General features: G+C 71.2%; 25 protein-coding genes, 1 pseudogene and 1 riboswitch. Of the genes and pseudogenes, 12 read left to right on the top strand and 14 right to left on the bottom strand.

The window, feature by feature from the left end:
• Positions 1 to 190: 190 nt before the first annotated feature.
• Entirely contained in the window at positions 191 to 1,318 is a 1,128-nt protein-coding gene (locus tag U5640_RS25175; protein ID WP_340378002.1) for an NADH:flavin oxidoreductase, read from the bottom strand.
• A 176-nt stretch (positions 1,319 to 1,494) separates the two neighbouring features.
• On the opposite strand from U5640_RS25175, the gene U5640_RS25170 reads away from it, so the two are divergent.
• Entirely contained in the window at positions 1,495 to 2,184 is a 690-nt protein-coding gene (locus U5640_RS25170) for a methyltransferase domain-containing protein (protein WP_340378001.1), read from the top strand.
• Here the strand turns inward: U5640_RS25170 and U5640_RS25165 are convergent.
• On the bottom strand, positions 2,165 to 2,539 hold the full coding sequence (locus U5640_RS25165) for a VOC family protein (protein ID WP_340378000.1): 375 nt from the start codon (positions 2,537 to 2,539) through the stop codon (positions 2,165 to 2,167). The genes U5640_RS25170 and U5640_RS25165 overlap by 20 nt on opposite strands.
• 282 nt (positions 2,540 to 2,821) lie before the next feature.
• Between U5640_RS25165 and U5640_RS25160 the strand changes: the two genes are divergently transcribed.
• Both U5640_RS25160 and U5640_RS25155 read left to right on the top strand, forming a co-directional pair.
• Complete coding sequence (locus tag U5640_RS25160; protein ID WP_340385319.1) at positions 2,822 to 3,664, top strand: helix-turn-helix transcriptional regulator; 843 nt, start codon at positions 2,822 to 2,824, stop codon at positions 3,662 to 3,664.
• Entirely contained in the window at positions 3,645 to 3,833 is a 189-nt protein-coding gene (locus U5640_RS25155; RefSeq protein WP_340377999.1) for a DUF397 domain-containing protein, read from the top strand. The genes U5640_RS25160 and U5640_RS25155 overlap by 20 nt, the downstream gene beginning before the upstream one ends.
• A gap of 85 nt (positions 3,834 to 3,918) precedes the next feature.
• On the opposite strand, the gene groL is transcribed toward U5640_RS25155, so the two are convergent.
• The 4 genes from groL to thrC all read right to left on the bottom strand — a co-directional run bounded on the left by groL (position 3,919) and on the right by thrC (position 8,178).
• Positions 3,919 to 5,541 carry a chaperonin GroEL gene (groL, locus tag U5640_RS25150; protein WP_133911971.1) on the bottom strand — a complete coding sequence of 541 codons (1,623 nt, stop codon included), beginning with the start codon at positions 5,539 to 5,541 and terminating at the stop codon, positions 3,919 to 3,921.
• Positions 5,542 to 5,907: 366 nt separating this feature from the next.
• Positions 5,908 to 6,114: a cold-shock protein gene (locus U5640_RS25145; RefSeq protein ID WP_007493268.1), complete on the bottom strand. Its 207-nt coding sequence runs from the start codon at positions 6,112 to 6,114 to the stop codon at positions 5,908 to 5,910.
• Positions 6,115 to 6,578: 464 nt separating this feature from the next.
• Entirely contained in the window at positions 6,579 to 6,854 is a 276-nt protein-coding gene (locus U5640_RS25140; protein ID WP_340377998.1) for a MoaD/ThiS family protein, read from the bottom strand.
• A gap of 43 nt (positions 6,855 to 6,897) precedes the next feature.
• Complete coding sequence (gene thrC, locus U5640_RS25135; RefSeq protein WP_340377997.1) at positions 6,898 to 8,178, bottom strand: threonine synthase; 1,281 nt, start codon at positions 8,176 to 8,178, stop codon at positions 6,898 to 6,900.
• An 18-nt stretch (positions 8,179 to 8,196) separates the two neighbouring features.
• Positions 8,197 to 8,335, bottom strand: a riboswitch (SAM riboswitch).
• Positions 8,336 to 8,471: 136 nt separating this feature from the next.
• Here thrC and U5640_RS25130 point away from each other — a divergent pair.
• Entirely contained in the window at positions 8,472 to 9,416 is a 945-nt protein-coding gene (locus tag U5640_RS25130) for a glucosyl-3-phosphoglycerate synthase (RefSeq protein WP_340377996.1), read from the top strand.
• Between the two features lie 108 nt (positions 9,417 to 9,524).
• Positions 9,525 to 10,940, top strand: a complete 1,416-nt coding sequence (locus U5640_RS25125; RefSeq protein ID WP_340377995.1) for a trehalose-6-phosphate synthase — start codon at positions 9,525 to 9,527, stop codon at positions 10,938 to 10,940.
• On the opposite strand, the gene otsB is transcribed toward U5640_RS25125, so the two are convergent.
• Genes otsB through U5640_RS25110 form a run of 3 tightly spaced genes read right to left on the bottom strand, consistent with a single transcriptional unit; the run spans position 10,928 to position 13,323 of the window.
• Positions 10,928 to 11,782 carry a trehalose-phosphatase gene (gene otsB, locus U5640_RS25120; protein ID WP_340377994.1) on the bottom strand — a complete coding sequence of 285 codons (855 nt, stop codon included), beginning with the start codon at positions 11,780 to 11,782 and terminating at the stop codon, positions 10,928 to 10,930. The two genes, U5640_RS25125 and otsB, sit on opposite strands and share 13 nt — an antisense overlap.
• Positions 11,783 to 11,791: 9 nt before the next feature.
• Complete coding sequence (locus U5640_RS25115; protein ID WP_067251855.1) at positions 11,792 to 12,031, bottom strand: DUF3263 domain-containing protein; 240 nt, start codon at positions 12,029 to 12,031, stop codon at positions 11,792 to 11,794.
• A gap of 53 nt (positions 12,032 to 12,084) precedes the next feature.
• Positions 12,085 to 13,323, bottom strand: a complete 1,239-nt coding sequence (locus U5640_RS25110) for an extracellular solute-binding protein (protein WP_340385317.1) — start codon at positions 13,321 to 13,323, stop codon at positions 12,085 to 12,087.
• 219 nt (positions 13,324 to 13,542) lie between these two features.
• On the opposite strand from U5640_RS25110, the gene U5640_RS25105 reads away from it, so the two are divergent.
• From U5640_RS25105 to U5640_RS25095, 3 genes are all read left to right on the top strand, one after another.
• Positions 13,543 to 14,487: an ROK family protein gene (locus U5640_RS25105; RefSeq protein WP_340377993.1), complete on the top strand. Its 945-nt coding sequence runs from the start codon at positions 13,543 to 13,545 to the stop codon at positions 14,485 to 14,487.
• 77 nt (positions 14,488 to 14,564) lie between these two features.
• Positions 14,565 to 15,695 carry an N-acetylglucosamine-6-phosphate deacetylase gene (gene nagA, locus U5640_RS25100; RefSeq protein WP_340385314.1) on the top strand — a complete coding sequence of 377 codons (1,131 nt, stop codon included), beginning with the start codon at positions 14,565 to 14,567 and terminating at the stop codon, positions 15,693 to 15,695.
• 124 nt (positions 15,696 to 15,819) lie between these two features.
• Complete coding sequence (locus tag U5640_RS25095) at positions 15,820 to 16,743, top strand: 1-phosphofructokinase family hexose kinase (protein ID WP_340377992.1); 924 nt, start codon at positions 15,820 to 15,822, stop codon at positions 16,741 to 16,743.
• Between the two features lie 5 nt (positions 16,744 to 16,748).
• On the opposite strand, the gene U5640_RS25090 is transcribed toward U5640_RS25095, so the two are convergent.
• Positions 16,749 to 17,711: a carbohydrate-binding protein gene (locus tag U5640_RS25090; protein ID WP_340377991.1), complete on the bottom strand. Its 963-nt coding sequence runs from the start codon at positions 17,709 to 17,711 to the stop codon at positions 16,749 to 16,751.
• Positions 17,712 to 17,854: 143 nt separating this feature from the next.
• The gene (gene cdgB / locus U5640_RS25085) at positions 17,855 to 19,525 is read right to left on the bottom strand and encodes a diguanylate cyclase CdgB (protein WP_340377990.1); all 1,671 of its coding nucleotides are present in this window, start codon (positions 19,523 to 19,525) and stop codon (positions 17,855 to 17,857) included.
• Positions 19,526 to 19,922: 397 nt separating this feature from the next.
• Here cdgB and U5640_RS25080 point away from each other — a divergent pair, with 397 nt between their 5' ends.
• Together U5640_RS25080 and U5640_RS25075 are read left to right on the top strand one after the other, a co-directional pair.
• Complete coding sequence (locus tag U5640_RS25080) at positions 19,923 to 20,441, top strand: flavin reductase family protein (RefSeq protein ID WP_340377989.1); 519 nt, start codon at positions 19,923 to 19,925, stop codon at positions 20,439 to 20,441.
• 86 nt (positions 20,442 to 20,527) lie between these two features.
• A pseudogene (locus tag U5640_RS25075) lies at positions 20,528 to 20,870 on the top strand (GNAT family N-acetyltransferase); the annotation flags it as partial.
• On the opposite strand, the gene U5640_RS25070 reads toward U5640_RS25075, so the two are convergent.
• Both U5640_RS25070 and arfB read right to left on the bottom strand, forming a co-directional pair.
• On the bottom strand, positions 20,870 to 21,739 hold the full coding sequence (locus tag U5640_RS25070; RefSeq protein ID WP_340377988.1) for an alpha/beta hydrolase: 870 nt from the start codon (positions 21,737 to 21,739) through the stop codon (positions 20,870 to 20,872). The pseudogene U5640_RS25075 and the gene U5640_RS25070 sit on opposite strands and share 1 nt — an antisense overlap.
• Before the next feature lie 115 nt (positions 21,740 to 21,854).
• Positions 21,855 to 22,292: an alternative ribosome rescue aminoacyl-tRNA hydrolase ArfB gene (gene arfB, locus U5640_RS25065; protein ID WP_067251600.1), complete on the bottom strand. Its 438-nt coding sequence runs from the start codon at positions 22,290 to 22,292 to the stop codon at positions 21,855 to 21,857.
• A gap of 145 nt (positions 22,293 to 22,437) precedes the next feature.
• Between arfB and U5640_RS25060 the strand changes: the two genes are divergently transcribed.
• Positions 22,438 to 23,013, top strand: coding sequence for a TerD family protein (locus U5640_RS25060; protein WP_340377987.1), 576 nt, complete (start codon positions 22,438 to 22,440; stop codon positions 23,011 to 23,013).
• A 152-nt stretch (positions 23,014 to 23,165) separates the two neighbouring features.
• On the opposite strand, the gene U5640_RS25055 is transcribed toward U5640_RS25060, so the two are convergent.
• Complete coding sequence (locus tag U5640_RS25055; protein ID WP_340377986.1) at positions 23,166 to 23,360, bottom strand: hypothetical protein; 195 nt, start codon at positions 23,358 to 23,360, stop codon at positions 23,166 to 23,168.
• A gap of 78 nt (positions 23,361 to 23,438) precedes the next feature.
• On the opposite strand from U5640_RS25055, the gene U5640_RS25050 reads away from it, so the two are divergent.
• The gene (locus U5640_RS25050; RefSeq protein ID WP_340377985.1) at positions 23,439 to 24,425 is read left to right on the top strand and encodes a bifunctional GNAT family N-acetyltransferase/NUDIX hydrolase; all 987 of its coding nucleotides are present in this window, start codon (positions 23,439 to 23,441) and stop codon (positions 24,423 to 24,425) included.
• Position 24,426 lies beyond the last annotated feature (1 nt).

Raw genomic sequence — 24,426 nt, 5'->3', positions numbered from 1 at the left:
CGGATGCGCGGGACGAGCAAGGGGTGCCGACAGCACACCGAGAACTGCTTGACTCAAGCAAGCTTAGGTAGATTGATTGAGTTAAGCAAGCTAAATCCGCCACCGCTGCGGGCCCGAGACCTCGGCGGCGCCCCCACCGCTCCCGCCGCCCGGCATCAGCCGCGGGAAAGTCGAGGGCGCCGCCCCTGGTTCAGCTCAGGGTGCTCAGTGCGGCCGCGTCGTACGCCTTCAGCTCGTCCGTCCGCCCCGCGAGGACCTTGGCCGCCCACTCCGGGTCCTGGAGCAGCGCGCGCCCCACGGCCACCAGGTCGAACTCGTCGCGCTCCAGGCTGTCGAGGAGGTCCTCGATGCCCTTGAGCGGCGCGCCCTCCCCCGCGAAGCCCCGGATGAAGTCGCCGTCGAGACCCACCGAGCCGACCGTGATGGTGGTCTTGCCGGTGAGCTTCTTCGTCCAGCCCGCGAGGTTGAGGTCCGAGCCCTCGAACTCCGGGGTCCAGTAGCGGCGGGTGGAGGCGTGGAAGGCGTCGACACCGGCGGCGGCCAGCGGCGTGAGGATGGCCTCCAGCTCCTCCGGGGTCTCGGCGAGCCGGGCCCGGTAGGCCTCCTGCTTCCACTGCGAGTACCGGAAGATGATCGGGAACTCGGCCGAGACGGTCTCGCGGACGGCCGCGACGACCTCGGCGGCGAACTTCGTACGGGCCACCGCGTCACCGCCGTAGGCGTCGGTACGGCGGTTCGTGCCGGCCCACAGGAACTGGTCGACGAGGTAGCCGTGGGCGCCGTGGATCTCGACACCGTCGAACCCGATGCGCTCGGCGGCGGCCGCGGCCTCGGCGAACGCGCCGATCACGTCGTCCAGGTCACGCTGGGTCATCGCCCGGCCGGTGCCCTCGGTGCCGTCCATGCGCAGCCCCGACGGACCGACCGCGGGGGCGTCCGCGTACGGCGGCTCGCCCTGCTTGCGGACCATGCCGATGTGCCACAGCTGCGGCACGATCGTCCCGCCCGCCGCGTGGACGCCCTCGGCGACCCTGGCCCACCCCGCGAGCTGCTCCTCACCGTGGAACCGGGGCACCCGGTCGCTCTGCCCGGCCGACTCGTGTCCGACGTACGTCCCCTCGGTGACGACCAGACCGACACCGGCGGCGGCACGGCGGGAGTAGTACGAGACCACGTCCTCGCCCGGGATGCCGTCCGGGGAGAACATCCGGGTCATCGGCGCCATGACGATCCGGTTCGGGACGGTCAGACCGTTGATGTTCACCGGCCGGGAGAGGATCTCGGCGGCTCGGGTGGGGGTGGGCTCGGTGACGCTCACGCGGGGGGCTCCTCGTGAAGTATGCGGCCTTGGAGACCGGTCAGTATGTGCACATGCATTGAGTGACTCTCAACAGAGAACCAGCGCGCCAGCCGTCCCATTCCGCCCGCACCCCCGAAGGCCCTGTGATCCCGGCCACGCGCAGGCGCTGCCAGAGGTGCCGCTAGCGTTACGCCATGCGAGACGCGAGGGGCGGGCTGGTGGGCACGTCCGAGCTGGAGCGGTCGTCCGTGGTCGCCAACAGCACGATGAACCGCGAACGCGGGCTGGCCGGGGTGAACAGCTACGCCCGCGAACTGGGCGTGGACCCGCTGGCCCGGCTGGCGGGGCCCGCCCCGTCCTGGCTGGACCTGTGCAGCGGCGAGGGGCGCGCCCTGCGGGAAGCAGCCTCCGCCCTCCCGGCCGACGCGGTCCTCACCGCCGTGGACCTGGTGGGACCGCTGGTGCCGCTCCCCGCCCCGCCCACCGTGGAGGAGATCACCGCCTCGGTCTCCGCCTGGGCGCCGACCCGGCCGTACGACCTGATCACCTGTGTGCACGGACTGCACTACGTGGGCGACCAGCTCGGCCTGCTCGGCCGGGCCGCTTCCTGGCTGACGGAGGACGGCCTCCTCCTCGCCCACTTCGACCCGGAGTCGGTCCGCTGGGCCGACGGCACGGCGGCGGGCAGGGCGGTGCTCGCGGCGCTGCGGGCGGCAGGATTCACGTACGACACCCGCCGCCACCTGCTCACCCTCCAGGGCGCCCGGACCACCACCCTCCCCTTCACCTACCTGGGCGCCGATCCGGCGGCCGGCCCCAACTACACGGGCCAGCCGGCGGTCGGCTCCCACTACTCCCGGACGGTCACAGATACGGCCGGGTGATCAGCTCGACGGCATGACCGGCGGGGTCCTTGAAGTAGACGCCCCGGCCGCCGTGTTCGTGATTGATCTCGCCGGGCCGCCGCATCTGCGGATCGGCCCAGTGCACGACACCCTGCGCGCACAGCCGCCGGTACGCCCGGTCGAAGAGCTCGTCGTCGACGAGAAAGGCGTAGTGCTGCATCTGGATGTCCACCGGCGGCTCGGCGAACTGGAGCAGAACGCCGTCGTCGAGCTGGATGTTGGTGAAGGGCCCCCACGAGGGGGCTTCCGCCAGCTCCAGCAGCTCCCGGAAGAACCGGGCCGACTCGTTGCGGTCCTTGGCGGCGATGATGGTGTGGTTGAAGGTGACTGACATACGGCTGACCTCGCTTGGCGCTCGACACGAAGAAGGGTTCTCGGTGCGCGAGCACTGCGGGGGTCCGCGGGCGGTCAGCTCTCCACCGGATCGCCCGTCCGTGTGTGGCGCGAGGCCGGTCCGGTGTTCATGCCAGAACCTTACCGGGAGCGGGGCCGTCCCGGGCAAGAGGACGGCCTCCACGCTGGGTATGCGAGTTCACCACACAGCGTGGCCACCACCGCCCTAACCTGGCCGGAGACGGCACCCGCCCAACCCCTGCTGTGCCACAAGGGAGTTGCCATGCCCGGCCCGAAGGACCTCGACCCGTCATCCTCCCCGCGCGCGCTGTTGGGGGCGGAGCTGCGCCACGCCCGCGAGCGAGCCGGCCTCAGCCAGGCCGAGCTGGGCGAACCCCTTTTCGTGAGCGGTTCGTTCATCGCCCGGCTGGAGGCGGGGACGCGGCGCCTCCACCTCGAGTACGCCGTCCAGATAGACGAGATCCTGGGCACGAACGGCTTCTTCGAACGGAACTGCCGCGCACTGGCCAAGTCGAAGTACCCGGACCACTTCGCGGAGGCGGCGGAGGCGGAGGCGGTCGCGACGGCGATCAGGGAATACGCCCAGCTCCTGATCCCGGGTCTGTTGCAGACACGGGCCTACGCGGAAGCGGTCTGCCGCGCCTACAAGCCCACGGCACCGGACGCCGAGATCGACAACCTGGTGGCCACGCGCCTCGAACGGGCGCATCTCCTCGACGATCCGACCACGCCGTTGTTGTGGGCCATTCTCGACGAGGCCGCGATCCGGCGACCGGTCGGCGGAGCAGCGGTGATGGCGGAAGCCCTGCGTCACGTGGCCGACCTGGCCCGCAGACACCGGATCATCGTGCAAGTTCTGCCCTTCGCCGCCGGGGTGCACGCGGCCATGCACGGCTCCCTGAAGCTCATGGAGTTCGAGGACGCGCCGCCGCTCTCCTTCGTGGAGGCGCCGGACATGGGCAAACTGCTGGACGACCCCGCCACCGTCGGCCGACACACGCTGATGTTCAACCTGCTTCAGGCTGCGGCGCTTTCGCCGCAGGAATCGCTGGCCCTGCTGGAATCAGTAGCGCAGGATTACGGGCATGGAGAACAGCACTCGTGAGGTCCTGACCTGGCACAAGTCCAGCTACAGCGGAGGTGACGGCGGCAACTGCCTCGAAGCCGCCCTCACCCACCCCACCCTCATCCGCGACTCCAAGGCCCCCCACGGCCCGAGGCTCGCGTTCCGGCCGGAGGCCTGGGCGGCGTTCGTGGAGCACATCAGCGCTTGAGCGAAACGCCCGAGGGCGGTACCCCCGGCCGTAGCCAGGGGTACCGCCCTCGGTCCGAAGGACAGGCGATCAACCGTCAGGTCGATCAGAAGTCCATGTCACCGCCCGGCATACCGCCACCGGCGGGCGCGGCGGCCTTCTCCGGCTTGTCGGCGATGACGGCCTCGGTGGTGAGGAAGAGCGCGGCGATGGAGGCGGCGTTCTGCAGGGCAGAGCGGGTCACCTTCGCCGGGTCGATGATGCCGGAGGCGATCATGTCGACGTACTCACCGGTCGCGGCGTTCAGGCCGTGGCCGACCTGGAGGTTGCGGACCTTCTCCACGACGACGCCACCCTCGAGACCACCGTTGACGGCGATCTGCTTGAGCGGGGCCTCCAGCGCGAGCTTCACGGCGTTGGCGCCGGTCGCCTCGTCACCCTCGAGCTCCAGCTTCTCGAAGACCTGGGAGGCCTGCAGCAGGGCCACGCCACCACCGGCGACGATGCCCTCCTCGACGGCCGCCTTCGCGTTGCGGACGGCGTCCTCGATGCGGTGCTTGCGCTCCTTGAGCTCCACCTCGGTGGCGGCGCCGGCCTTGATGACCGCGACACCGCCGGCGAGCTTCGCCAGGCGCTCCTGCAGCTTCTCGCGGTCGTAGTCCGAGTCGCTGTTCTCGATCTCGGCGCGGATCTGGTTCACCCGGCCGGCGACCTGGTCCGAGGAGCCGGCACCGTCGACGATGGTGGTCTCGTCCTTGGTGATGACGACCTTGCGGGCCTTGCCCAGCAGGTCGAGGGTCGTGTTCTCGAGCTTGAGACCGACCTCCTCGGAGATGACCTCGCCGCCGGTGAGGATGGCGATGTCGTTCAGCATCGCCTTGCGGCGGTCGCCGAAGCCCGGGGCCTTGACCGCGACGGACTTGAAGGTGCCGCGGATCTTGTTGACGACCAGGGTCGACAGGGCCTCGCCCTCGACGTCCTCGGCGATGATCAGCAGCGGCTTGCCCGACTGCATGACCTTCTCCAGGAGCGGGAGCAGGTCCTTGACGTTCGCGATCTTGGAGTTCGCGATCAGGATGTACGGGTCGTCGAGGACGGCCTCCATACGCTCCATGTCGGTGGCGAAGTACGCCGAGATGTAGCCCTTGTCGAAGCGCATACCCTCGGTGAGCTCCAGCTCCAGACCGAAGGTCTGGGACTCCTCGACGGTGATGACGCCTTCCTTGCCGACCTTGTCCATCGCCTCGGCGATGAGCTCGCCGATCTGGGTGTCGGCGGCGGAGATGGAGGCCGTGGAAGCGATCTGCTCCTTGGTCTCGACATCCTTCGCCTGCTCCAGCAGCGCGCCGGAGACGGCCTCGACGGCCTTCTCGATGCCGCGCTTCAGAGCCATCGGGTTGGCGCCGGCGGCCACGTTGCGCAGACCCTCGCGCACCAGGGCCTGGGCCAGGACAGTCGCGGTCGTCGTGCCGTCACCGGCTACGTCGTCCGTCTTCTTCGCGACTTCCTTGACCAGCTCGGCGCCGATCTTCTCGTACGGGTCCTCGAGCTCGATCTCCTTGGCGATGGACACACCATCGTTGGTGATCGTGGGGGCGCCCCACTTCTTCTCGAGGACGACGTTGCGACCCTTGGGGCCGAGCGTCACCTTGACGGCGTCCGCGAGCTGGTTCATGCCGCGCTCGAGGCCGCGCCGCGCCTCCTCGTCGAACGCGATGATCTTGGCCATGTGAAGTGGTCCCTCCAGGACTGGGGGTGATTCCTTCGGACCGCGCCCGCGCCCGCGACGGACGGCTCGCATGCCGCGTGGTTCCTTGCCCCACCTGGCCTGCGGGCCTCACCGACCCGGTCCTTCTTTGTCACTCTCACCTTCAGAGTGCTAACGCCAATGATTAGCACTCGGCATGGTCGAGTGCAAGCGCCTCCGCCCGATCCGCAGGGGGGCGCGCGCGCCCCGGGCCCCCCGCGCACCCCTGGCCGGGCAGGCCGAAGGGCCCGTACCCCGGTGCCCGGACAGGCCGAAGGGCCCGTACCCCGGGAGGTACGAGCCCTTCGAAGATGAAACAGAAGAACGACGCTTCAGTCGGCGCGTGCTTCAGCCGGTCGCGAGTCGGACCATGTCCGCCTGCGGCCCCTTCTGACCCTGCGAGATCTCGAAATCGACCCGCTGGCCCTCTTCCAGGGTGCGGTACCCGTCCATCTGGATCGCGCTGTAGTGGACGAAAACATCCGCACCACCGTCGACCGCGATGAAGCCGTACCCCTTCTCCGCGTTGAACCACTTGACGGTGCCCTGAGCCATGCCTAACTCCCCTATTACTGGCCCTTGCACAGATCCACACTTCGCGGATCCGGGTCAGACCTCACCCCCCAGTTGGTTTGGGGGCGTGCGCCGGAACGCGTCGACCGCGGCCGAATGTATCTGTCCAACTGCCGTCTGCAACAGGTCACTCGGACGAGAATTCTGGACGCACGCGATCCGGAATGTGGCGAGAATTCGCCAGAATTCAGGGCAAGTCGGGCCCCGCAAAAGCCGCAAATGCCACGCAAGAGGCTCGCACTTTGGCTACTTCTTGTCGGGCGCAAGGCAGAAATCAAAGATTCCGGATCAGGGTTTCGCGACCCGGTTCCCCAACTGTACCTCGCTCAACCACACTGAATTGCCCCCTCCGCTTCTCTCACGGAGGGGGCAATTCGATGAACACTCGGTAATCAATGTTACCGACGGTTACTACTCGCGGGTACTGACCGGAGGTCAGCCACCGCTCAGCCGCCGGCGACGGCCGGGATGATCGACACGCCCGCGCCGTCCGGGGTCGCCGTCTCCAGCCCCTGCTCGAAACGGACGTCGTCGTCGTTCACGTACACGTTCACGAACCGCCGCAGCTTGCCCTGGTCGTCCAGGACCCGGGCGGCGATCCCGGTGTGGTTCTTCTCCAGGTCCGAGATGACCTCGCCGAGGGTGGTCCCCTCGGCGGTGACCTCGGCCCGGCCACCCGTGTAGGTGCGCAGGATGGTGGGGATGCGGACGGTGACGCTCACTGTGTGACCTCCGGTCAGGTGCGTGCTTCGGGGGGCGCGCCGCTTACGCGAGCCCGGCCTCGTGGAAGGACTCCAGCGACGGGCGGATCGTCGCGGTGAGCCCGGTACCGGCCACCGCGTCCAGCGTCTTCAGACCGTCACCGGTGTTCAGCACGACGGTCGTCTTCGCCGGGTCCAGCAGCCCGTTCTCGATCAGCTTCTTCGTGACGCCGACCGTCACACCGCCGGCGGTCTCCGCGAAGATGCCCTCGGTCCGGGCGAGAATCCTGATCGCCTCGACGACCTGCTCGTCGGTCACGTCCTCCACCGCACCGCCGGTGCGGCGCGCGATGTCGAGGACGTACGGCCCGTCCGCCGGGTTGCCGATCGCCAGCGACTTGGCGATGGTGTTCGGCTTCTGCGGGCGGACCACGTCGTGCCCGGCCTTGAAGGCCACCGACACCGGGGAGCACCCCTCCGCCTGCGCGCCGAAGATCTTGTACGGCCTGTCCTCGACGAGCCCCAGCTTGATCAGCTCCTGGAGGCCCTTGTCGATCTTCGTGAGCTGTGAGCCGGAGGCGATCGGCACGACCAGCTGGTCGGGGAGCTGCCAGCCGAGCTGCTCGGCGATCTCGTACGCCAGCGTCTTGGAGCCCTCGGCGTAGTACGGCCGCAGGTTGACGTTGACGAAGCCCCAGCCCTCGCCCGCCGGGTCGCCGATGAGCTCGGAGCAGAAGCGGTTGACGTCGTCGTAGTTGCCCTCGATGCCGACCAGCTCGCCGCCGTAGATCGCGGCCATCACGACCTTGCCCTGCTCCAGGTCGTGCGGGATGAACACACAGGAGCGGAAGCCGGCCCGGGCGGCCGCGGCGCCGACGGCACCGGCGAGGTTGCCGGTCGAGGAGCAGCTCAGGGTCGTGTAGCCGAAGGCACGCGCGGCCTCGACGGCCTGGGCGACGACCCGGTCCTTGAAGGAGTGGGTCGGGTTGCCGGAGTCGTCCTTGACGAACAGCCTGCCGGGCTCGACGCCCAGCTCGCGCGCCAGGTTGTCGGCCTTGACGAGCTTGGTCCAGCCGGGGTTGATGTTGGGCTTGTCGGCCACGTCCGCCGGGACGGGCAGCAGCGGCGCGTACCGCCAGATGTTCGCGGGTCCCGCCTCGATGCGCTTCCTGAGCTCCTCCGGGTCGTAGGCGGAGAAGTCGTACGCGATCTCGAGCGGGCCGAAACACTCCTCGCAGGCGAAGACGGGGCCGAGGGGTACGCGGTGCCCGCACTCGCGGCAGCTCAGTGCCGCGGCGGGACCCAGGTCTACGGTGGATTCGGTTGCAACAGTCTGCGCAGCCATGTGAGGCGAGGCCCTTTCTCCTCATCTTCCTCACGACGCATCTCGCCGTGAGACGGATTTGGCACCTTCCCTAGCCGGGAGCCTCGCGTGAACGAGACCGGCTGGAGGGTTGCCGGGGCTTCATCGGGCCGTTTCCCTCTGCCCCTCTGGATGAGCGGTATGAAGTTGTGGACGGCGGGCCACCGAGGACATGCGATGGTCACCCGCGTTGTTCAAGACTGTAACCGACAACCAGGACAGTTGAGATAGTCGTCCGAACCGCGAGACGGATCACAGGTGAAGGAGCCGCGTACGTGCTGGAAGAAGTCGAGCGCTGGCTGACCACCCGCTCCTGGACCGTGACCGACCGACCGCTGCACCGGATCATGGCGGCCAAACGGTCCTCGGGGCAGCGGGTCAGTGTCGTCCTGCCCGCGCTGAACGAGGAGGAGACCGTCGGCGAGATCGTCGCGGTCATCCGGCACGACCTCATGCAGCAGGTCCCGCTGGTCGACGAGCTCGTGGTCGTCGACTCGGGTTCGACCGACCGCACGGCCGCGGTCGCGGCGGCGGCCGGCGCGCGGGTCGTCCACCGCGACACGATCCTGCCCCGCGTCCCGGCCGTGCCCGGCAAGGGGGAGGTCCTGTGGCGGTCCCTGCTGGTCACCGGCGGGGACATCGTCTGTTTCATAGACGCCGACCTCAGGGAGTTCTCCTCGGACTTCGTCTCCGGCATCGTCGGCCCGCTGCTCACCGACCCCGCGGTGGACCTCGTCAAGGGGATGTACGACCGTCCCCTGGGCGGCGCCGCCGGGCAGGGCGGCCGGGTCACCGAGCTGATGGCGCGCCCGCTGCTGAACCTGCACTGGCCGCAGCTGGCCGGTTTCGTGCAGCCGCTCGGCGGCGAGTACGCGGCCCGCCGCTCCCTGCTCGAACAGCTGCCGTTCCCGGTGGGCTACGGCGTGGAGCTCGGCATGCTGATCGACGCGCTGCACCTGGTGGGCCTCGACGCGCTCGCGCAGGTGGACCTGGGGGTGCGCAAGCACCGCCACCAGGACGGGCAGGCCCTCGGCCGGATGGCGGCGGCGATCTACCGCACCGCCCAGCTGCGGCTGGCCCGCGGCCATCTCGTCCGCCCCGCCCTCACCCAGTTCGAACGCGGCCCCGACGGTTTCGAGCCGCGGACCTACACGGTGGACACGGAGGAACGGCCACCGATGGCGGAGATCGCGGAGTACCGGTCCCGCAAGGTCGCTTAGGGCCTGTTGCGCCGTGCGGGAGGACGGGTCGTATACGGCTGGATACGACCCCCGCACACAGCGCCACCGTACGTTTGATTGTTTCCCGGCCGGGCTAGGTTGAGGCGTATGGCTTCCACGCACGACACTGCTGCTCGGGGTGCTCAGGTGCTGGTCGCGTCCAATCGCGGCCCGGTCTCCTACACGATCGGCGAGGACGGCTCGCTGCACTCGAAACGCGGGGGCGGCGGGCTGGTCTCCGGTCTGTCGGCGATCGGCCCGGACGCCGGCGCGCTGTGGGTGTGCTCCGCGCTGTCCGACGGCGACCGGGAGGCGGTCCGGCGCGGGGTCGGCGAGGAGGGCGTGCGGATGCTGCCCGTCCCGGCCGACGTGCACGAGGACGCCTACAACGGCATCGCGAACTCGGTCCTGTGGTTCATCCACCACCTCCTCTACCAGACCCCGCTGGAACCGTCCTTCGACGCGGAGTTCCGGCGCCAGTGGGCGTCGTACGAGACGTACAACCGCGCGTTCGCCGAGGCGCTGGCGGAGGAGGCGGCGGACGGCGCGGCGGTCCTCGTGCAGGACTACCACCTCTGTCTGGTGCCCGGGATGCTCCGCGAACTCCGCCCGGACCTGCGCATCGGGCACTTCTCGCACACGCCGTGGGCGCCGGTGGACTACTTCGGGCTGCTGCCGGCGGACATCCGCGAGCAGCTGCTGCGGGGCATGCTCGGCGCGGACCGGCTGGGCTTCCTCACCCGGCGCTGGGCGGACGCGTTCACCGCGTGCTGCGCGGAGTACGTGGGCGGCACGGGCGGCACCCTGATCGGGGTGCACGGTCTGGGCGCCGACGCCGACTTCCTGCGCGAGCGCTCGCACCGGCCGGACGTGGAGGAGCGGATCGTCGCCCTGCGCGAGGAGATCGGCGGCACGGACCGCAGGACCGTCGTGCGGGTCGACCGCACCGAGCTGTCGAAGAACATCGTGCGCGGTCTGCTGGCCTACCGGCAGCTCCTCGACGACCACCCCGAGTGGCGGGAGCGGGTCGTCCACATCGCCTTCGCCTACCCCTCCCGGCAGGATCTCGCCGTCTACCGCGCCTACACGGCGGAGGTCTCGCGGCTGTCGGCGGAGATCAACGAACAGTACGGCACCCCCGGCTGGACCCCGGTCCTGCTGAACCTGGAGGACGACTTCGCCCGCTCCCTCGCCGCGTACCGGCTCGCGGACGTGGCGCTGGTCAACCCGATCCGGGACGGGATGAACCTGGTCGCCAAGGAGGTCCCGGTCGTCTCCGACCGGGGGTGCGCGCTGGTGCTGTCGCGGGAGGCCGGGGCGTACTGGGAGCTGGGCGAGGACGCGATCGTCGTGAATCCGTACGACGTCCTGGAGACGGCCCGTGCCCTGCACGAGGCCCTGTCCATGGGGCCGGAGGAGCGCGCCGAGCGCGTCAAACGGCTGGCCGCCGCCGCGACCGCGCTGCCTCCGGCCCAGTGGTTCCTGGAGCAGCTGACGGCCCTGCGGGACCTTCAGCCCAGCTGACCGGCGAGGTCCCGCAGGAGGCGTACGACGCCGGCGGGGCCGTCGACGACCAGGTCGGCGCGGGCCGCGAGTTCCGTCACCTCGGTGGAACCGCTGCAGACGAGGAGGCCGGGGACGCCGTCCTGGCGGAGTTTCTCGACGGCGGAGAAGGCGGGGAGGTCGCCGAGGTCGTCGCCGGCGTAGAGGACGGACCCGGCGCCGGTGGCGCGGACGTGGTCGAGGAGGGCGACGCCCTTGTCCATGCCGGGCGGGCGCAGCTCCAGCACGTACCGGCCGGGTTCCACGATGAGGCCGTGGCGGGCGGCGAGGGCGGCGAGGGGCTCGCGGAGGGTCTCGAAGGCGGCGAGGGGGTCGGCGGCGCGGCGGGTGTGCACGGCGACGGCCCGGCCGCCCTTCTCCTCCACCCGGACGCCCTGCCCCGCGCCGGCCGCGTCCAGGACGGCGGGCAGCTCGGCGCGGACGGCGGCGACGCCCGGGTGGGGTGCGGGGGCGGTGATCTCCTGGGTGCGGGCCTCCCAGCGTTCGGCGCCGTAGTGGCCGAGGACGGTGAGGTGGTCCAGTCCCCTGGCGCCCGCGAAGCCGCCGTTGCGGACGGCCACCTCGGCGGGGCGGCCGGTGATGACGGCGACGGCGGCGACCTTGGGTGCGAGGGCGGCGAGGGCGGCGAGGGCGTCGGGGTGGGCGCGGGCGTCCTCGGGGTTCTCGACGATCGGGGCGAGCGTGCCGTCGAAGTCGAGACCGACGAGGGTGGCCGCGGGGCGCGCCAGAATGGCGGCGAGGGCCTCACGGCCGGCCGGGGTCGTGGGTACGGGGTCCGTTGAGTGCGTCTCCTGGGTGCCCATACGGCGACACTATCGGTCGCCCCGCCTGGTCTCGCGGACCCTTCTCAGTCTGTTCACCGTCACCGGGTCGTGGGCCAGCGCCCGCGGGTCGTCCAGGAGGGCGTTGAGGAGCTGGTAGTAGCGGACCGGGGAGAGGTCGAGCTCCTCGCGGATGGCGCGCTCCTTGGCTCCGGGGCCGGGGAAGGTGCGACGCTCCAGGGCGAGGATGTCGCGTTCCCTGGTCTCCAGCTGTTCTGGCACTGCCCGCACCTCCGGCGCTCCCGCGTACCCGAGCACCGTAACCCCGGCCACCGACAGCCGGCTCACTCCCCGGCGGCGCTCTGCGCGCTCATCGCCTTGGCCTGGAGGTCGGACAGGACGGCCGCCGGGTCGCCGGAGCGGGTCACGGCCCTGCCGATGCCCTTCTTGACGGCCGCGCTGACCTGCGCCCAGGAGGTCCGTCCGACGGGGTAGACCTCGGCGAGCGGGAGTTCCTCCAGGAAGGGCCGCAGCGCGGCGTCCCGCGAGGAGGTGCTCATGATCTGGGAGGCGGAGGTGGTGACGGGCAGCAGGTCGTACTCGCGGGAGAAGCCGAGCACGTTCCGCTCGCTGTAGACGAAGTCGAGGAACCGGCCGATCTGCTCGGCGTGCCCGTTCTTGCGGAAGGCGGTCATCCAGTCGGCGACGCCCATGGCGACCTTGGAGGGGCCGTCGACGCCGGGCATCGGCACCATGCCGAACTTCACGCCGGTCTTCTGGGCCATCTTCATCAGGGAGGGGTGCCCGTTGAGCATGCCGACCTGTCCGTCGGCGAACGCCGTGAAGGCGTCCGCGCGGTTGAGCGAGCCCGGTGCGACCGGCCCGGTGAGTCCCTTGCCGACCAGCTTGTCCTTGAGCCAGTCGAACGTGTCGACGTTCTCGGTCGAGTCGATGCTGTAGCCGCCGGCGCTCCGGGCGTAGCCGCCTCCGCCGCTGAGCAGCCACTGGAGGGTCTCGGCCTGGGCCTCCTCGGGCCCGAGGGGCAGCGCATAGGGGTACTTCACGCCCTGGGCCTTCAGCTTCGCGGCGTCCGCGGCGAGTTCGGCCCAGGTGGTCGGCGGGGTGATCCCGGCCTCGGCGAAGAGGGTCCTGTTGTAGAAGAGCAGCCGGGTGGAGGAGGCGAACGGCATGCCGTACTGCACGCCGCGCACCTTGCCGGCGGTGGCGAGCTGCTGCACGAAGTCGGCCTGGACGGTGACGGAGAGCAGGTCGTCCGCCGTGTAGAGCTGGTCGGCGGCCGCGTAGTCGGCGTAGGAGCCGATCTGCGCCATGTCGGGCGGGTGGCCCGCGTCGACCATGGTCTTGACCTCGGCGTCGACGTCGTTCCAGGAGGAGACGGTGACGTCGACGGTGACGTCGGGGTGTTTCTTCTCGTACGCCTCGACCAGGGCGCCCCAGTATTTCGTGGAGCTGTTGGCGGCGCTGTCGCCGTAGTCGGCGGCGACGAGTCTGAGGGTGGTGTGGTCGGAGCCGGAGGTGAGTCCGCAGCCGGACAGCACCGCCGCCAGGCCCAGGGTGGACAGTCCGCCCACGATCGTCGTCAGTGACCTGCCTGCCCGCCGGTGCACGTGTCGCCCCTCACTCCCGAAATGATTGCTCATACCAATGGGTCCGCTATCCGGATCAAGGTCTACACCATAAGGGTGGACTAGACCTCTTTTGGGTCTCATGAGGCGGCACCGTACCGCCAAGACGGGTAAGTGGACTAGACCTCTCGCGGTTCCTCGGTCCACACTGTTCCCGTGAGACATGTCATCGCCCTCGACGTGGGCGGCACCGGGATGAAGGCGGCGCTGGTCGGCGCCGACGGCACCCTCCTGCACCAGGACCGCCGGCCCACCGGCCGGGAGCGCGGCCCCGACGCGGTGGTGGACGCCATCCTCGGCTTCGCCGCCGACCTGCGCGCACTCGGCGTCGAGCGGCTCGGCGAGCCCGCGGCGGCCGCGGGTGTCGCGGTCCCCGGCATCGTCGACGAGACGGACGGCACCGCCGTCTACGCGGCCAACCTGGGCTGGCGGGACGTCCCCCTGCGCACGCTCCTCACCGAGCGGCTCGGCACCCCCGTCGCCCTCGGCCACGACGTCCGCACCGGCGGACTCGCCGAGGGCCGGGTCGGCGCGGGCCGGGGCGCGGACCGCTTCCTGTTCGTGGCCCTGGGCACCGGCATCGCGGGCGCCATCGGCGTCGACGGCCGGGTCGAGGCGGGCGCGCACGGCTTCGCCGGTGAGATCGGGCACGTCGTCGTACGGCCCGGCGGCACCCCGTGTCCCTGCGGGCAGCGCGGCTGCCTGGAGCGGTTCGCCTCGGCTGCGGCGGTGTCCGAGGCCTGGGCGGCGGCCTGCGGGGACCCGGAGGCGGACGCGGCGGACTGCGCCGAGGCGGTCGCGTCCGGCGACCCGAACGCCGTCCGGGTCTGGCGAGAGGCGGTGGACGCCCTGGCCGACGGCCTGGTCACCGCCCTCACCCTGCTGGACCCGCGCACCCTCGTCATCGGCGGCGGCCTCGCGGAGGCGGGCGACACCCTGTTCACCCCCCTCCGGGACGCCGTCCGCGCCCGGATCACCTTCCAGAAACTCCCGGAGATCGTCCCGGCGGCCCTGGGCGACACCGCGGGCTGCCGCGGCGCGGGCCTGCTGGCCTGGGATCTCCTCCACCACTCCCTCGACAGTTCGGAGGTAACCGCGTGACCGCAACGCCCCCAGGGGCGCGGGGAACTGCGCGACCGACCACAACGCTCCCGCGCCCCGCGACGGCCGACACCCCCCTGCTCCTCACCGGCGCCAACGTGGTCATGCCCACCGGAACGGTCAAGAACGGCCAGATCGCCGTCCACGGCCGACACATCACCGGCACCTCCACGGCGAACGCCCACGTCATCGACGCGAGAGGCCACTGGCTGGTCCCCGGCTTCGTGGACCTGCACAACCACGGCGGAGGCGGAGCCTCCTTCTCCGGCACGGCGGACGACGTGCAGCGGGCGATCCGCACCCACCGCCGGCACGGCACCACCACCCTCGTCGCCTCCACCGTCACCGACGACATGGACGTCCTGGTCCGCCAGGCCGGCCTGCTGAGCGAGCTGACCGAGCAGGGCGACCTGGCCGGCATCCACTTCGAGGGCCCGTTCATCTCGCCCTGCCGCAAGGGCGCCCACTCCGAGGCGCTGCTGCGCGACCCCGACCCGGCGGACGTCCGCAAGCTGCTGGACGCGGCGCGCGGCGCGGCCCGCATGGTCACCCTCGCCACCGAACTCCCGGGCGGCCTGGACTCCGTACGGCTGCTCGTCGAGCAGGGCGTGATCGCGGCGGTGGGGCACACGGACGCGACGTACGAGCAGACGGTTCAGGCCATCGAGGCGGGCGCGACGGTCGCCACCCACCTCTTCAACGCGATGCCGCCGCTGGGCCACCGCACGCCCGGCCCGATCGCCGCCCTCCTCCAGGACGAGCGGATCACGGTCGAACTGATCAACGACGGCACCCATCTGCACCCCGCCTCCCTGGCCCTGGCGTTCCGTCACGCGGGCGCCCACCGGGTGGCGTTCATCACCGACGCGATGGACGCGGCCGGCATCGGCGACGGCCGCTATCTGCTGGGACCGCTGGAGGTCGAGGTCAGCGACGGGGTGGCCCGGCTGGTGGCGGGCGGCGCGATCGCCGGCTCGACGCTGACCCAGGACCGCGCCTTCAAGCGGGCGGTCACCGTCGACCGGATCCCGGTGGAGGACGTCGTCACCGCGCTGTCCGCGACCCCGGCCCGGGTGCTCGGCCTCTTCGACACCGTGGGCTCCCTGGAGCCCGGCAAGGACGCCGACCTGGTCCTTCTCGACGAGAACTTCGACGTCAAGGGCGTGATGCGGCAGGGCGACTGGGTGGTGGAACCCCACCTCGGCTGAAAAGCCCCCCTCCGCCGAGGACGGTGACCGACCGGGGGTCTGGGCCGGTCGCCGTCCTTTTGGCATGATCGGGCCCCGGAAACAGTCACGCGCACGCGGCATCGCTCGGGGGAGGTCGGCACAGGTGATCCTCACGGTCACACTGAACACCGCTCTCGACATCACGTACCGCGTCCCGGCGCTGCGGCCGCACACCGCGCACCGGGTGACGGAGGTGACGGAGCGTGCGGGCGGCAAGGGGCTGAACGTGGCGCGGGTGCTGGCCGCGCTGGGCCACGAGGTGGCGGTCACCGGTTTCGCGGGCGGGGCAACCGGGCGGGTCGTCCGGGAACGGCTCCCGATGGTGATCGCCGACGCGCTCCTGCCCGTCTCCGGCGCCACCCGCCGCACGGTCGCCGTCGTCGACACCCGCACCGGTGACACCACCCGGCTCGACGAACCCGGCCCGCTCATCACCCCGGCCGAGTGGTCCGCCTTCCAGGAGGCGTACGAGGATCTGGTCGCCGACGCCGACGCGGTCGCCCTGTGCGGGACTCTGCCACCGGGGGTGCCGGTGGGGGCGTACGCGGGGCTGGTGCGCAAGGCGCGGTCGGCGGGGGTGCCGGTGCTGCTGGACACGAGCGGGGAGCCGCTGCGCCGGGGCGTCGCCGCGCGCCCGGACCTGGTCAAACCGACCGCCGACGAACTGGCCGAACTCACCGGCTCGCACGAGCCGCTGAGAGCGACTCAGGACGCGCGCCGACGGGGCGCCCAGTCCGTGGTGGTCTCACTGGGCCCCGACGGCCTGATCGCCGCGACCCCCGAGGGCCGCTGGCGCGCCACCCCGCCCACCCGCGTCCCCGGCCACCCGACGGGCGCCGGCGACTCCGTCGCGGCAGGCCTGCTCTCGGCCCTGGCCGAAGGCCTCCCCTGGCCGGCCCGCCTGACCCGAGCGGCAGCCCTCTCGGCGGCGACGCTCCACACCCCGACGACAGGCGACTTCGACCGCACCACGTACGAGGACCTCCTGAACCACATCACGGTGACGGGGGAGGCCACGGCGGCGTGAGCGCCTCAGCGCTTGACCTGACCGGCCTTCAGGTACAGCTGGTCGAGCAGGACGTTGCACTTGTCGCCGCCCTGGCAGGACAGGCTGATCGTGTTCGTGCCCTTGGTGAGGGTGGGCCAGGAGTACGTCGTGGTCCAGCCGTTGGCGAAGTCGCCGTCCTTGGCGTGGGCGTAGTTCTCCATGTTGAACTTGCTGCCGAAGACCTTGCCGTTGACGGTGAGCGTCATCGACTGGTCCTCACCGGCGGTGCTGTAGTGCGCGAAGACCGTGTAGGTGCCGTCCGAGGGGATCCCGTTGACCGTCCAGGTCACCGAGGCGCCCTGGTTGTTGAGGTTGTTGACGTAGATCCCGCCGTCCGCCGCGGCGCCCTTGACGTCGGACGCCAGCGACGCGCCGCCGTCGAGCTTCAGGGCCTTGGCGTCGATGGTCGGCAGTTCCTGCCCCGGCTCGCTCTTGGAGGACTCGCTCGGGGAGGCGCTCGTCGACGTGGAGGCCGAGGGGGAGACCTGGCCGCTCGCGTTGTTGTTGTCGCCCGTGTCCGAGTCGCCGTTGGCCATGGCCACCGCGATCCCGATCACGACCGCGGCGACCACCGCGACCGCGCCGATCAGCAGGCCCTTGGTGTTGGGGCCACGGCCCCGGCCGCCACCGCCGCCGGGTACGGGCTGCTGACGGCCGGTCGGGCCGCCCGCGCCGGGGAAGGTCTCGGGCCCGCCGTAGTTCGCGCCCGGCTGGCCGTAGGCGCCCTGCTGGGGCACCGTGGGCTGGCCGTACTGGCCGTACTGCGCGGTCTGCTGCTGCGGCTGGCCGTACTGGCGCTCACCCACCGGACGCACTCTGTTGACCGAGCCCGGGTAGCCGTAGCCACCGGAGGGCGGCTGGGCGCCGTTGGCCTGGCCGTCGGCGTAGAGGTAGCCGAACGGGTCGTCGTCCTCGGGCGTACTCGCGCCGTTGTTGCCGGGCGTCATCCCTTCGTACTCCTCAACAGGTGCGGGGCTGATGCGTTGCAAGGTGCGAATGGCGAGCCTACCCGGTCCAGCTGCCCCGAACGGGTGACCCGGATCGCACCATCTCGGCGACCCGGGCGCTGACCTGGCCCTTCATCGCCGTTTCACCCCGCACGTCGGTGCTGTTTGGGACGAGATCGTTTCTCGACGTACATCCGCTCGTCGGCGGATTTCAGGACTTCGTCGGCGGTCATCCCGCAGTGCGCCCACCCGATGCCGAAACTGGCGCCCACCCGGACGGCCCGGCCCTCGGCGCGGATCGGCTGGATGATCTCGTTGCGCAGGCGCACGGCGAGGTCGGCGGCGTCGGCGCGGCCGAGGCCGTCGGCGAGGATCACGAACTCGTCGCCGCCGAGCCGGGCGACGGTGTCGCCGTCGCGGACGGCCCGCGACAGCCGCCGGGCGACCTCGATGAGGACCGCGTCCCCCGCGTTGTGCCCGAACCGGTCGTTGATCGACTTGAAGCCGTCGAGGTCGCAGAAGAGGACCGCGAGCCCCTTGGTGCCGTCGTCGCGCGCGGCGTCCTCGGGGGCGGCGGTGTGGACGTGGTGGTCGTAGCCGTCGTAGGACTCGGCGCCGGCCGGGCGGTAGTCGAAGCCGTGGCCGTTGGCGTCGAAGGCGGGGTGGCCGTACGTCTGGTCCATGGCGTCGGCGGCGGCCGGGTGCGTCGACTGGGGGCGCGAACAGATCCGGGCCGACAGCCGCGAGCGCAGCTCCGCGGAGTTCGGCAGGCCGGTGAGGGAGTCGTGCGAGGCGCGGTGGGCGAGCTGGAGCTCGCGGCGCTTGCGCTCCTCGATGTCCTCGACGTGGGTGAGGAGGAAGCGGGGCCCGTCGGCCGCGTCGGCGACGACGGAGTTGCGGAGGCTGACCCAGACGTAGGTGCCGTCCCGGCGGCCGAGCCGCAGCTCGGCGCGCCCGCCCTCGGCGGACGTGCGGAGCAGGGTGCCTATGTCCTCGGGGTGGACGAGGTCGGAGAACGCGTAGCGGCGCATCGCGGAGGCGGGGCGGCCGAGCAGCCGGCACAGGGCGTCGTTGGTGCGCAGGATCCGCCCGTGCTGGTCGCCGCCCATCTCGGCTATCGCCATGCCGGAGGGGGCGTACTCGAAGGCCTGGCGGAAGGACTCCTCGCTGGCGCGCAGGGCCTGCTGCTCCCGTTCGAGGCGGACCAGTGCCCGCTGCATGTTCGCACGTAGACGCGCGTTGCTGATGGCGATGGCGGCCTGGAAGGCGTACATCTGGAGGGCCTCGCGGCCCCAGGCGCCGGGCAGGCGGCCGTTGCGCGGCCGGTCCACGGACAGGACGCCTATCAGCTCACCGCAGGTGCCGCCGCTGCCGGGCGGGGCGGGGGTGTACATCGGGGCGAAGAGCCGGTCGGAGGGGTGCCGCTCGTCCTCGAAGCGGGGGGCGGGCCCGTCGGTGTACCACTGCGGGACGTCGTCGTCGTCGAGGATCCAGCCCTCGGTGTGGGGTATGAAGATCAGGTCGCCCCAGGCCTCGCCCATGCCCAGCCGGCGTTCCCAGGACTCACGGGAGCCGACCCGGCCGGTGATGAGGGCCTCGGCGGCGGGGTTCCCCGAGAAGGCGGCCACCACGAGGTCCCCGTCGGGGCGCACGAGGTTGACGCACGCGAGCTCGTAGCCCAGTGCGGTGACCACGCCGTCGGCGACGGTCTGCAGTGTTTCGGCCAGGCTGCGGGCCGTGTTCATCTCGGCCATGGCCTGGTGCAGCTGTCGCAGGGACGCAAGGCGGACGTACGGCTCCGACTCGGTCTCCATGCTTCGCCCTCCCCCCGAGACTTCGCAGCGAATCAAGGGTTGTCTTCGGCGTAACGTTCGTTTCTGTCGTTCCAGTCCGTTGCGTATGTCCTAGTGACACCTCCGCCACTGAATCACAGCGCGCTGCCCACTCGGTACACAGGGTCAACAATTAATGCGTCTTGTGACTCAAGTCACAGACGAACCTGAACATTTGAGTGGAGTTTCTGTGTTTTCCCTGGGGGTTTCCCTAACAGGAAGTGCACGACCGAGCACACAACAAATCGGTCCACGGACCTACGACCCTACTCGGACCGAGGTCCGATGTGGCGGGCCCGGCATCGGCACTAGCGTTCCGGACGTGGCTACCGACGTACTGAAGACCCCCGCCCTCCCCGCCTTTGGGCATTCTGGGGGAGTGAGCAGCGAAGAGTTCCGCGCCGTGATGTCCCGGCTGGCCGGCGGGGTGGTCCTGGTGACCGCGCAGGAGCCGCCGCTGGACCCGGACGACCCCGGGGCGCCGGACGGCGAGTACGCCGGCATGACGGCGACGGCGTTCCTCTCGGTCTCCCTGGAGCCGCCCCTGGTGCTGGTCAGCCTGCGCACGGGCTCCCGGATGGACGACCTGCTGGACGAACAGCCGCTGTGGGCGGTGTCGGTGCTCTCCGAGAGCCAGCGGCACATCGCCGGCCGCTTCGCCATGAAGGGCCGGCTCAGCGACCGGCTGCTCTTCGAGGACATCCCGTACGTCCGCGGCGAGGCGACCGGGGCTCCGCTGGTGGGCGGGGCGCTCGGCACCCTGGAGTGCCGGACCGAGCAGCGGGTGGCGGCGGGCGACCACACGCTCGTGATCGGGCGGGTGCTGCAGGCGAGGATGCCGAGCGCGGACGGCGGTCCGCTGCTGTATTTCCGCGGCCGGTACCGGCAGTTGGGCTGAACGGAATTCAGCGGCCGGACGGTGGCCGGCCGACTTGCTTTCCCCGGACGACGAACTCATCAGGGGCTTCTCTCAGGCTCGAAGAAATCACCGCCGCCCGTCTCGACGCGGCTCTCGCGGTGAAGGTCGCACCCGAGCGGGAATTCGCAGTCGCACGTGGTGAAGTCTTTCGCCGAGGCCGCTGTGCACCCCGGTGCCGCCCGACCCCGTCCGATCATGGACGGCGACCGCCCGTTCGGCTTCCTGATGGCCCTTTTCGACATCGACCGGCTTCTCGACGGCACGCTGTTCCGCTCCGGTCCGTGGCGCCTGGACATCTCCTCCGGAGAACAGGGCCGCGGTGACGGCCGTTTCGCCGTGCAATCGGTCGCGGACGAGATCCGCCGCCGCGTCGGCGAGGAGCTGTACGTCACCCGGCACGACGGACCTCAGGCGGCCGCCCGGGCCCGGCACTCCTCCAGGAAGTCCAGCAGGCGCAGATGGTGGCGGCGGGCGGAGCGGCCGAGGCTGATGTTGTGGCCGGCGTCCGGTTCGTGGTCGACGCGGACCAGGGGGGCGGTGAGGGAGCGGGTCAGCTCGCGCAGGGCGGGCGGGTCCCAGGCCCACAGGCGCTCGTACTCCGCGAAGGTGAACCGTACGGGCACGCGGATACGGCGGACCACGTCGGCGTACCGGCCGGGCCAGCAGGGGATCTCCTCGGCCTCCCGGGCAGGGACGGGCGCGAGGAAGCGGCGCGCCAGCCGGAAGGTGTCCGGCGGGTAGAGGGTGAGCGGGCCCCAGTGCAGCCGGGGGTCGGGACGGTGCCGCAGGGCGGCCAGCCGGTCGGGCGGTACGGCCCAGCGGGCGCCGACACCGGAGACGTCCACGCCGAGGAGCCGGTCCTCCGGGCCCGCCGTGGCCGCCGCGGTCAACGCGACCTTGCCGCCCAGCGAGTGGCCGACGAGCAGGGTCCCGGCCCCCGTCTCGTGTCCGTCGGCGTACGCCCGTACGGCCGCCCGCACGCACCGGGCCTGCTCGACGAGAGACTGGCCGTGCGGCAGCGAACGGGCGGAGAGGCCGTAACCGGGGCGGTCGAGGGCGAGCGCGGCATAGCCGGCGTCGGCGGCGAGGGAGAGGAGGGAGACGGAGGCGTCGGCCTGGCCGTGGAAGTAGCCGGCGGCCATCCCGCTGCCGTGGAGGGCGACGAGGACGGCGCGGGGCGGTCCGCCGTCCGAGGGAAGCGCGAGCAGACCGGACAGGGGGACGTCCCCGCCGTCGAGCTCGACCCGCCGGACCTGCCCCGCCTGCCGTACGGCCATCTTGTCGCTCCTCGCTGCCGGCCCCCGCGGTCCAATGTCACACCGGTGGGGGTGGGCGGCGAGGCGGGGAGAGCCGTACCGGGTGCCGGGACGTGCCGGCCCGTGCCGGGACGGGTCAGGTCCAGTTGCGGCCGGACCTGCCCTGCTTGGTGTCGGAGCGGGCCTTCTTCTCCCTCAGCCGCCGTTCGTTGATGCCGCGGGGGATGCGGGTGGGGCGGCGCGGCCTGGGCGGCGGCGCCGTCGCTTCGGCGAGGAGCGCCGCGAGGCGTACGGCGGCGGTCTCCCGGTTGCGCCACTGCGAGCGGTGCTCGGAGGCGCGTACGACGATCACGCCGTCGACCAGACGGCCGGCGAGCCGCTCCAGCGCCCGCGCTTTCCACACCTCGGGCAGGGCCTCGGTGCGGGCCAGGTCGAAACGGAGCTCCACCTGCGAGTCACTGGTGTTGACGTGCTGCCCGCCCGGCCCCGAGGACCGCGAGAAACGCCACGCCAGCTCGGCCTCGGGGAGCGGGACGGAACCGCGGATGAGATAGGGACCGGACATGTCCCCCATGGTCGCCCGCCGGGCATGCTCGCGTCATCCGAAATTCCCGGGTAAAGAAAGCAAAGAGACCTGGAACCTTGTGTACCCCTCTTGGCGTTCATACCGGTAGCTGTAGCTTTCTGCCGTACCTGAACCGAGGGAAGGGTCCCAAACCATGGCTGTAAGCCTGTCCAAGGGTGGCAACGTCTCGCTCACCAAGGAGGCTCCGGGCCTGACCGCCGTCACCGTGGGCCTCGGCTGGGACGTCCGCACCACCACCGGCACGGACTTCGACCTCGACGCCTCCGCCATCGCGGTCAACAACCAGGGCAAGGTCTACTCCGACGCCCACTTCGTCTTCTTCAACAACAAGCAGACCCCGGACCAGACGATCGTCCACACCGGCGACAACCGCACCGGCGAGGGCGCGGGCGACGACGAGGCGATCAACGTCAACCTGGCCGGCCTCCCCGCCGACATCGACAAGATCGTCTTCCCGGTCTCGATCTACGACGCGGAGAACCGCTCGCAGAACTTCGGCCAGGTCCGCAACGCCTACATCCGCATCGTGAACCAGGCCGGCGGCGCCGAGATCGCCCGCTACGACCTCTCGGAGGACGCGGCGACCGAGACCGCCATGGTCTTCGGCGAGCTCTACCGCAACGGCGCGGAGTGGAAGTTCCGCGCGGTCGGCCAGGGCTACGCCTCCGGCCTGGTCGGCATCGCCCAGGACTTCGGCGTCAACGTCTGATCCAGCACCTGATCCAGCGGCTGATCGCCACCTGATCAGCAGCTGATCGAGCCACCGAGGGGCCCCGGTTCACACCAGGGGCCCCTCGTGCGTGCGCAGGCAGCCCGGGGGCCCGGGGGATCACGCCCCGCTCGGCGCCCGAAGGCCCGACCTCACTCGCGGTTGCCGCTGACCACCGAGGCCCCGAGTACGGCCGCTGCCCCGGCGATGGCGCAGACCAGTACGGCGACGACTCCCATGCGCACCGCTCCGGACAGCTCCAACGCGGCCGACACGGCGGCCAGTGCGATCAGCGCGCAGAGACCGGCGACGGACAGGGCGATGCCCACGGTGCTCCTGCGGTTCATGTACTTCCTCCGGTGACTCCCGTCCGACACACGACTGACGGACGACTGACGGACGACAAGGAAAGGATCCACCAGCCCGTGATCCTCGAACCGCTCCCCCTCTCACCCGACCACGACATCCCCGCCCCGCTGCTCACCGAACTCACCGCGCTGTACGCCTCGAACCGCGAGTTCCAGGCGCTCAGCGGGGACTTCCCGGATCCGGACGACATCCGGCCGGAGCAGGTGGCGCGGGCGCTGGCGGACGAGTCGGCCGGGCCGGGGGTGGAGGTGCTGCTCGCGCGGAGCGAGGGGCGGCTGGTCGGCGTGGCGATCACCCTGGACCGGCATCCCGACCCGGCCGACCCGGACCCCTGGATCGGGCTGCTGATGGTCGACGCGGGGGCGCACGGGCAGGGGTACGGGCGGCGGATCGCCGAGCGCCTGGCGGAACGCTTCCGCGCCCGCGGTCGTACGGCCGTACGGCTCGCCGTGCTCGACGCCAACCCCAAGGGCCTCGCCTTCTGGACGGCCCTCGGCTACGAGGTCGTCGGGCACCGGCCCGATCTGCAACACGGCCGCCCGTGCTCCGTGCTGCGCAAACGGCTCGGCCGGGTCCGTCAGGCCGCCCGGGTCGCCGTGCTCGACCCCGCGGGTGCCGTCTTCCTCTTCCGGTACGACAACGAGGACATCGGCCCGCACTGGGCCCTGCCCGGCGGAGGGCTGGAGGAGGGCGAGACGCCGGCCGAGGGCGCCCTGCGCGAACTGCGCGAGGAGACGGGGTGGGCGGACCTCGCACCGGGACCGCTGCTGTGTGCCTGGGAGCACGACTTCACCCGCTTCGGCGTCCGCGTCCACCAGCACGACCACATCCACGTCGCCCACGGCCCGCACCGGGAGCCGTCGGGACCGCACCTCGCCGACGCCCACGCCGCCGACGGCATCCTCGCCTGGCGCTGGTGGACCCGGGACGAACTGCGCGCGCCCACCGAGCCGGTGTGGCCGCCCCATCTCGCCGAGCTGCTCGACCGGTTCGAGCGGTCCGTGCGGTCCGTGCGGTCCGTGCGGTCCGACGAGGAGGGCTGAG

Source organism: Streptomyces sp. SS7, assembly GCF_037993025.1.
Classification (GTDB): Bacteria; Actinomycetota; Actinomycetes; order Streptomycetales; family Streptomycetaceae; genus Streptomyces.
This window is presented reverse-complemented; position numbering and strand designations above follow the sequence as displayed.

Bases quoted from the DNA above. Each gene is read 5' to 3' on its own strand.
- thrC (WP_340377997.1), bottom strand. From the start codon at position 8,178: ATGGCTGCGCAGACTGTTGCAACCGAATCCACCGTAGACCTGGGTCCC.
- U5640_RS25160 (WP_340385319.1), top strand. From the start codon at position 2,822: ATGCCCGGCCCGAAGGACCTCGACCCGTCATCCTCCCCGCGCGCGCTG.
- otsB (WP_340377994.1), bottom strand. From the start codon at position 11,782: ATGGGCACCCAGGAGACGCACTCAACGGACCCCGTACCCACGACCCCG.
- U5640_RS25060 (WP_340377987.1), top strand. From the start codon at position 22,438: ATGGCTGTAAGCCTGTCCAAGGGTGGCAACGTCTCGCTCACCAAGGAG.
- arfB (WP_067251600.1), bottom strand. From the start codon at position 22,292: ATGGGGGACATGTCCGGTCCCTATCTCATCCGCGGTTCCGTCCCGCTC.
- U5640_RS25055 (WP_340377986.1), bottom strand. From the start codon at position 23,360: ATGAACCGCAGGAGCACCGTGGGCATCGCCCTGTCCGTCGCCGGTCTC.
- cdgB (WP_340377990.1), bottom strand. From the start codon at position 19,525: ATGGAGACCGAGTCGGAGCCGTACGTCCGCCTTGCGTCCCTGCGACAG.
- U5640_RS25070 (WP_340377988.1), bottom strand. From the start codon at position 21,739: ATGGCCGTACGGCAGGCGGGGCAGGTCCGGCGGGTCGAGCTCGACGGC.
- U5640_RS25145 (WP_007493268.1), bottom strand. From the start codon at position 6,114: ATGGCTCAGGGCACCGTCAAGTGGTTCAACGCGGAGAAGGGGTACGGC.
- U5640_RS25125 (WP_340377995.1), top strand. From the start codon at position 9,525: ATGGCTTCCACGCACGACACTGCTGCTCGGGGTGCTCAGGTGCTGGTC.
- U5640_RS25170 (WP_340378001.1), top strand. From the start codon at position 1,495: ATGCGAGACGCGAGGGGCGGGCTGGTGGGCACGTCCGAGCTGGAGCGG.
- U5640_RS25155 (WP_340377999.1), top strand. From the start codon at position 3,645: ATGGAGAACAGCACTCGTGAGGTCCTGACCTGGCACAAGTCCAGCTAC.
- U5640_RS25090 (WP_340377991.1), bottom strand. From the start codon at position 17,711: ATGACGCCCGGCAACAACGGCGCGAGTACGCCCGAGGACGACGACCCG.
- groL (WP_133911971.1), bottom strand. From the start codon at position 5,541: ATGGCCAAGATCATCGCGTTCGACGAGGAGGCGCGGCGCGGCCTCGAG.
- U5640_RS25165 (WP_340378000.1), bottom strand. From the start codon at position 2,539: ATGTCAGTCACCTTCAACCACACCATCATCGCCGCCAAGGACCGCAAC.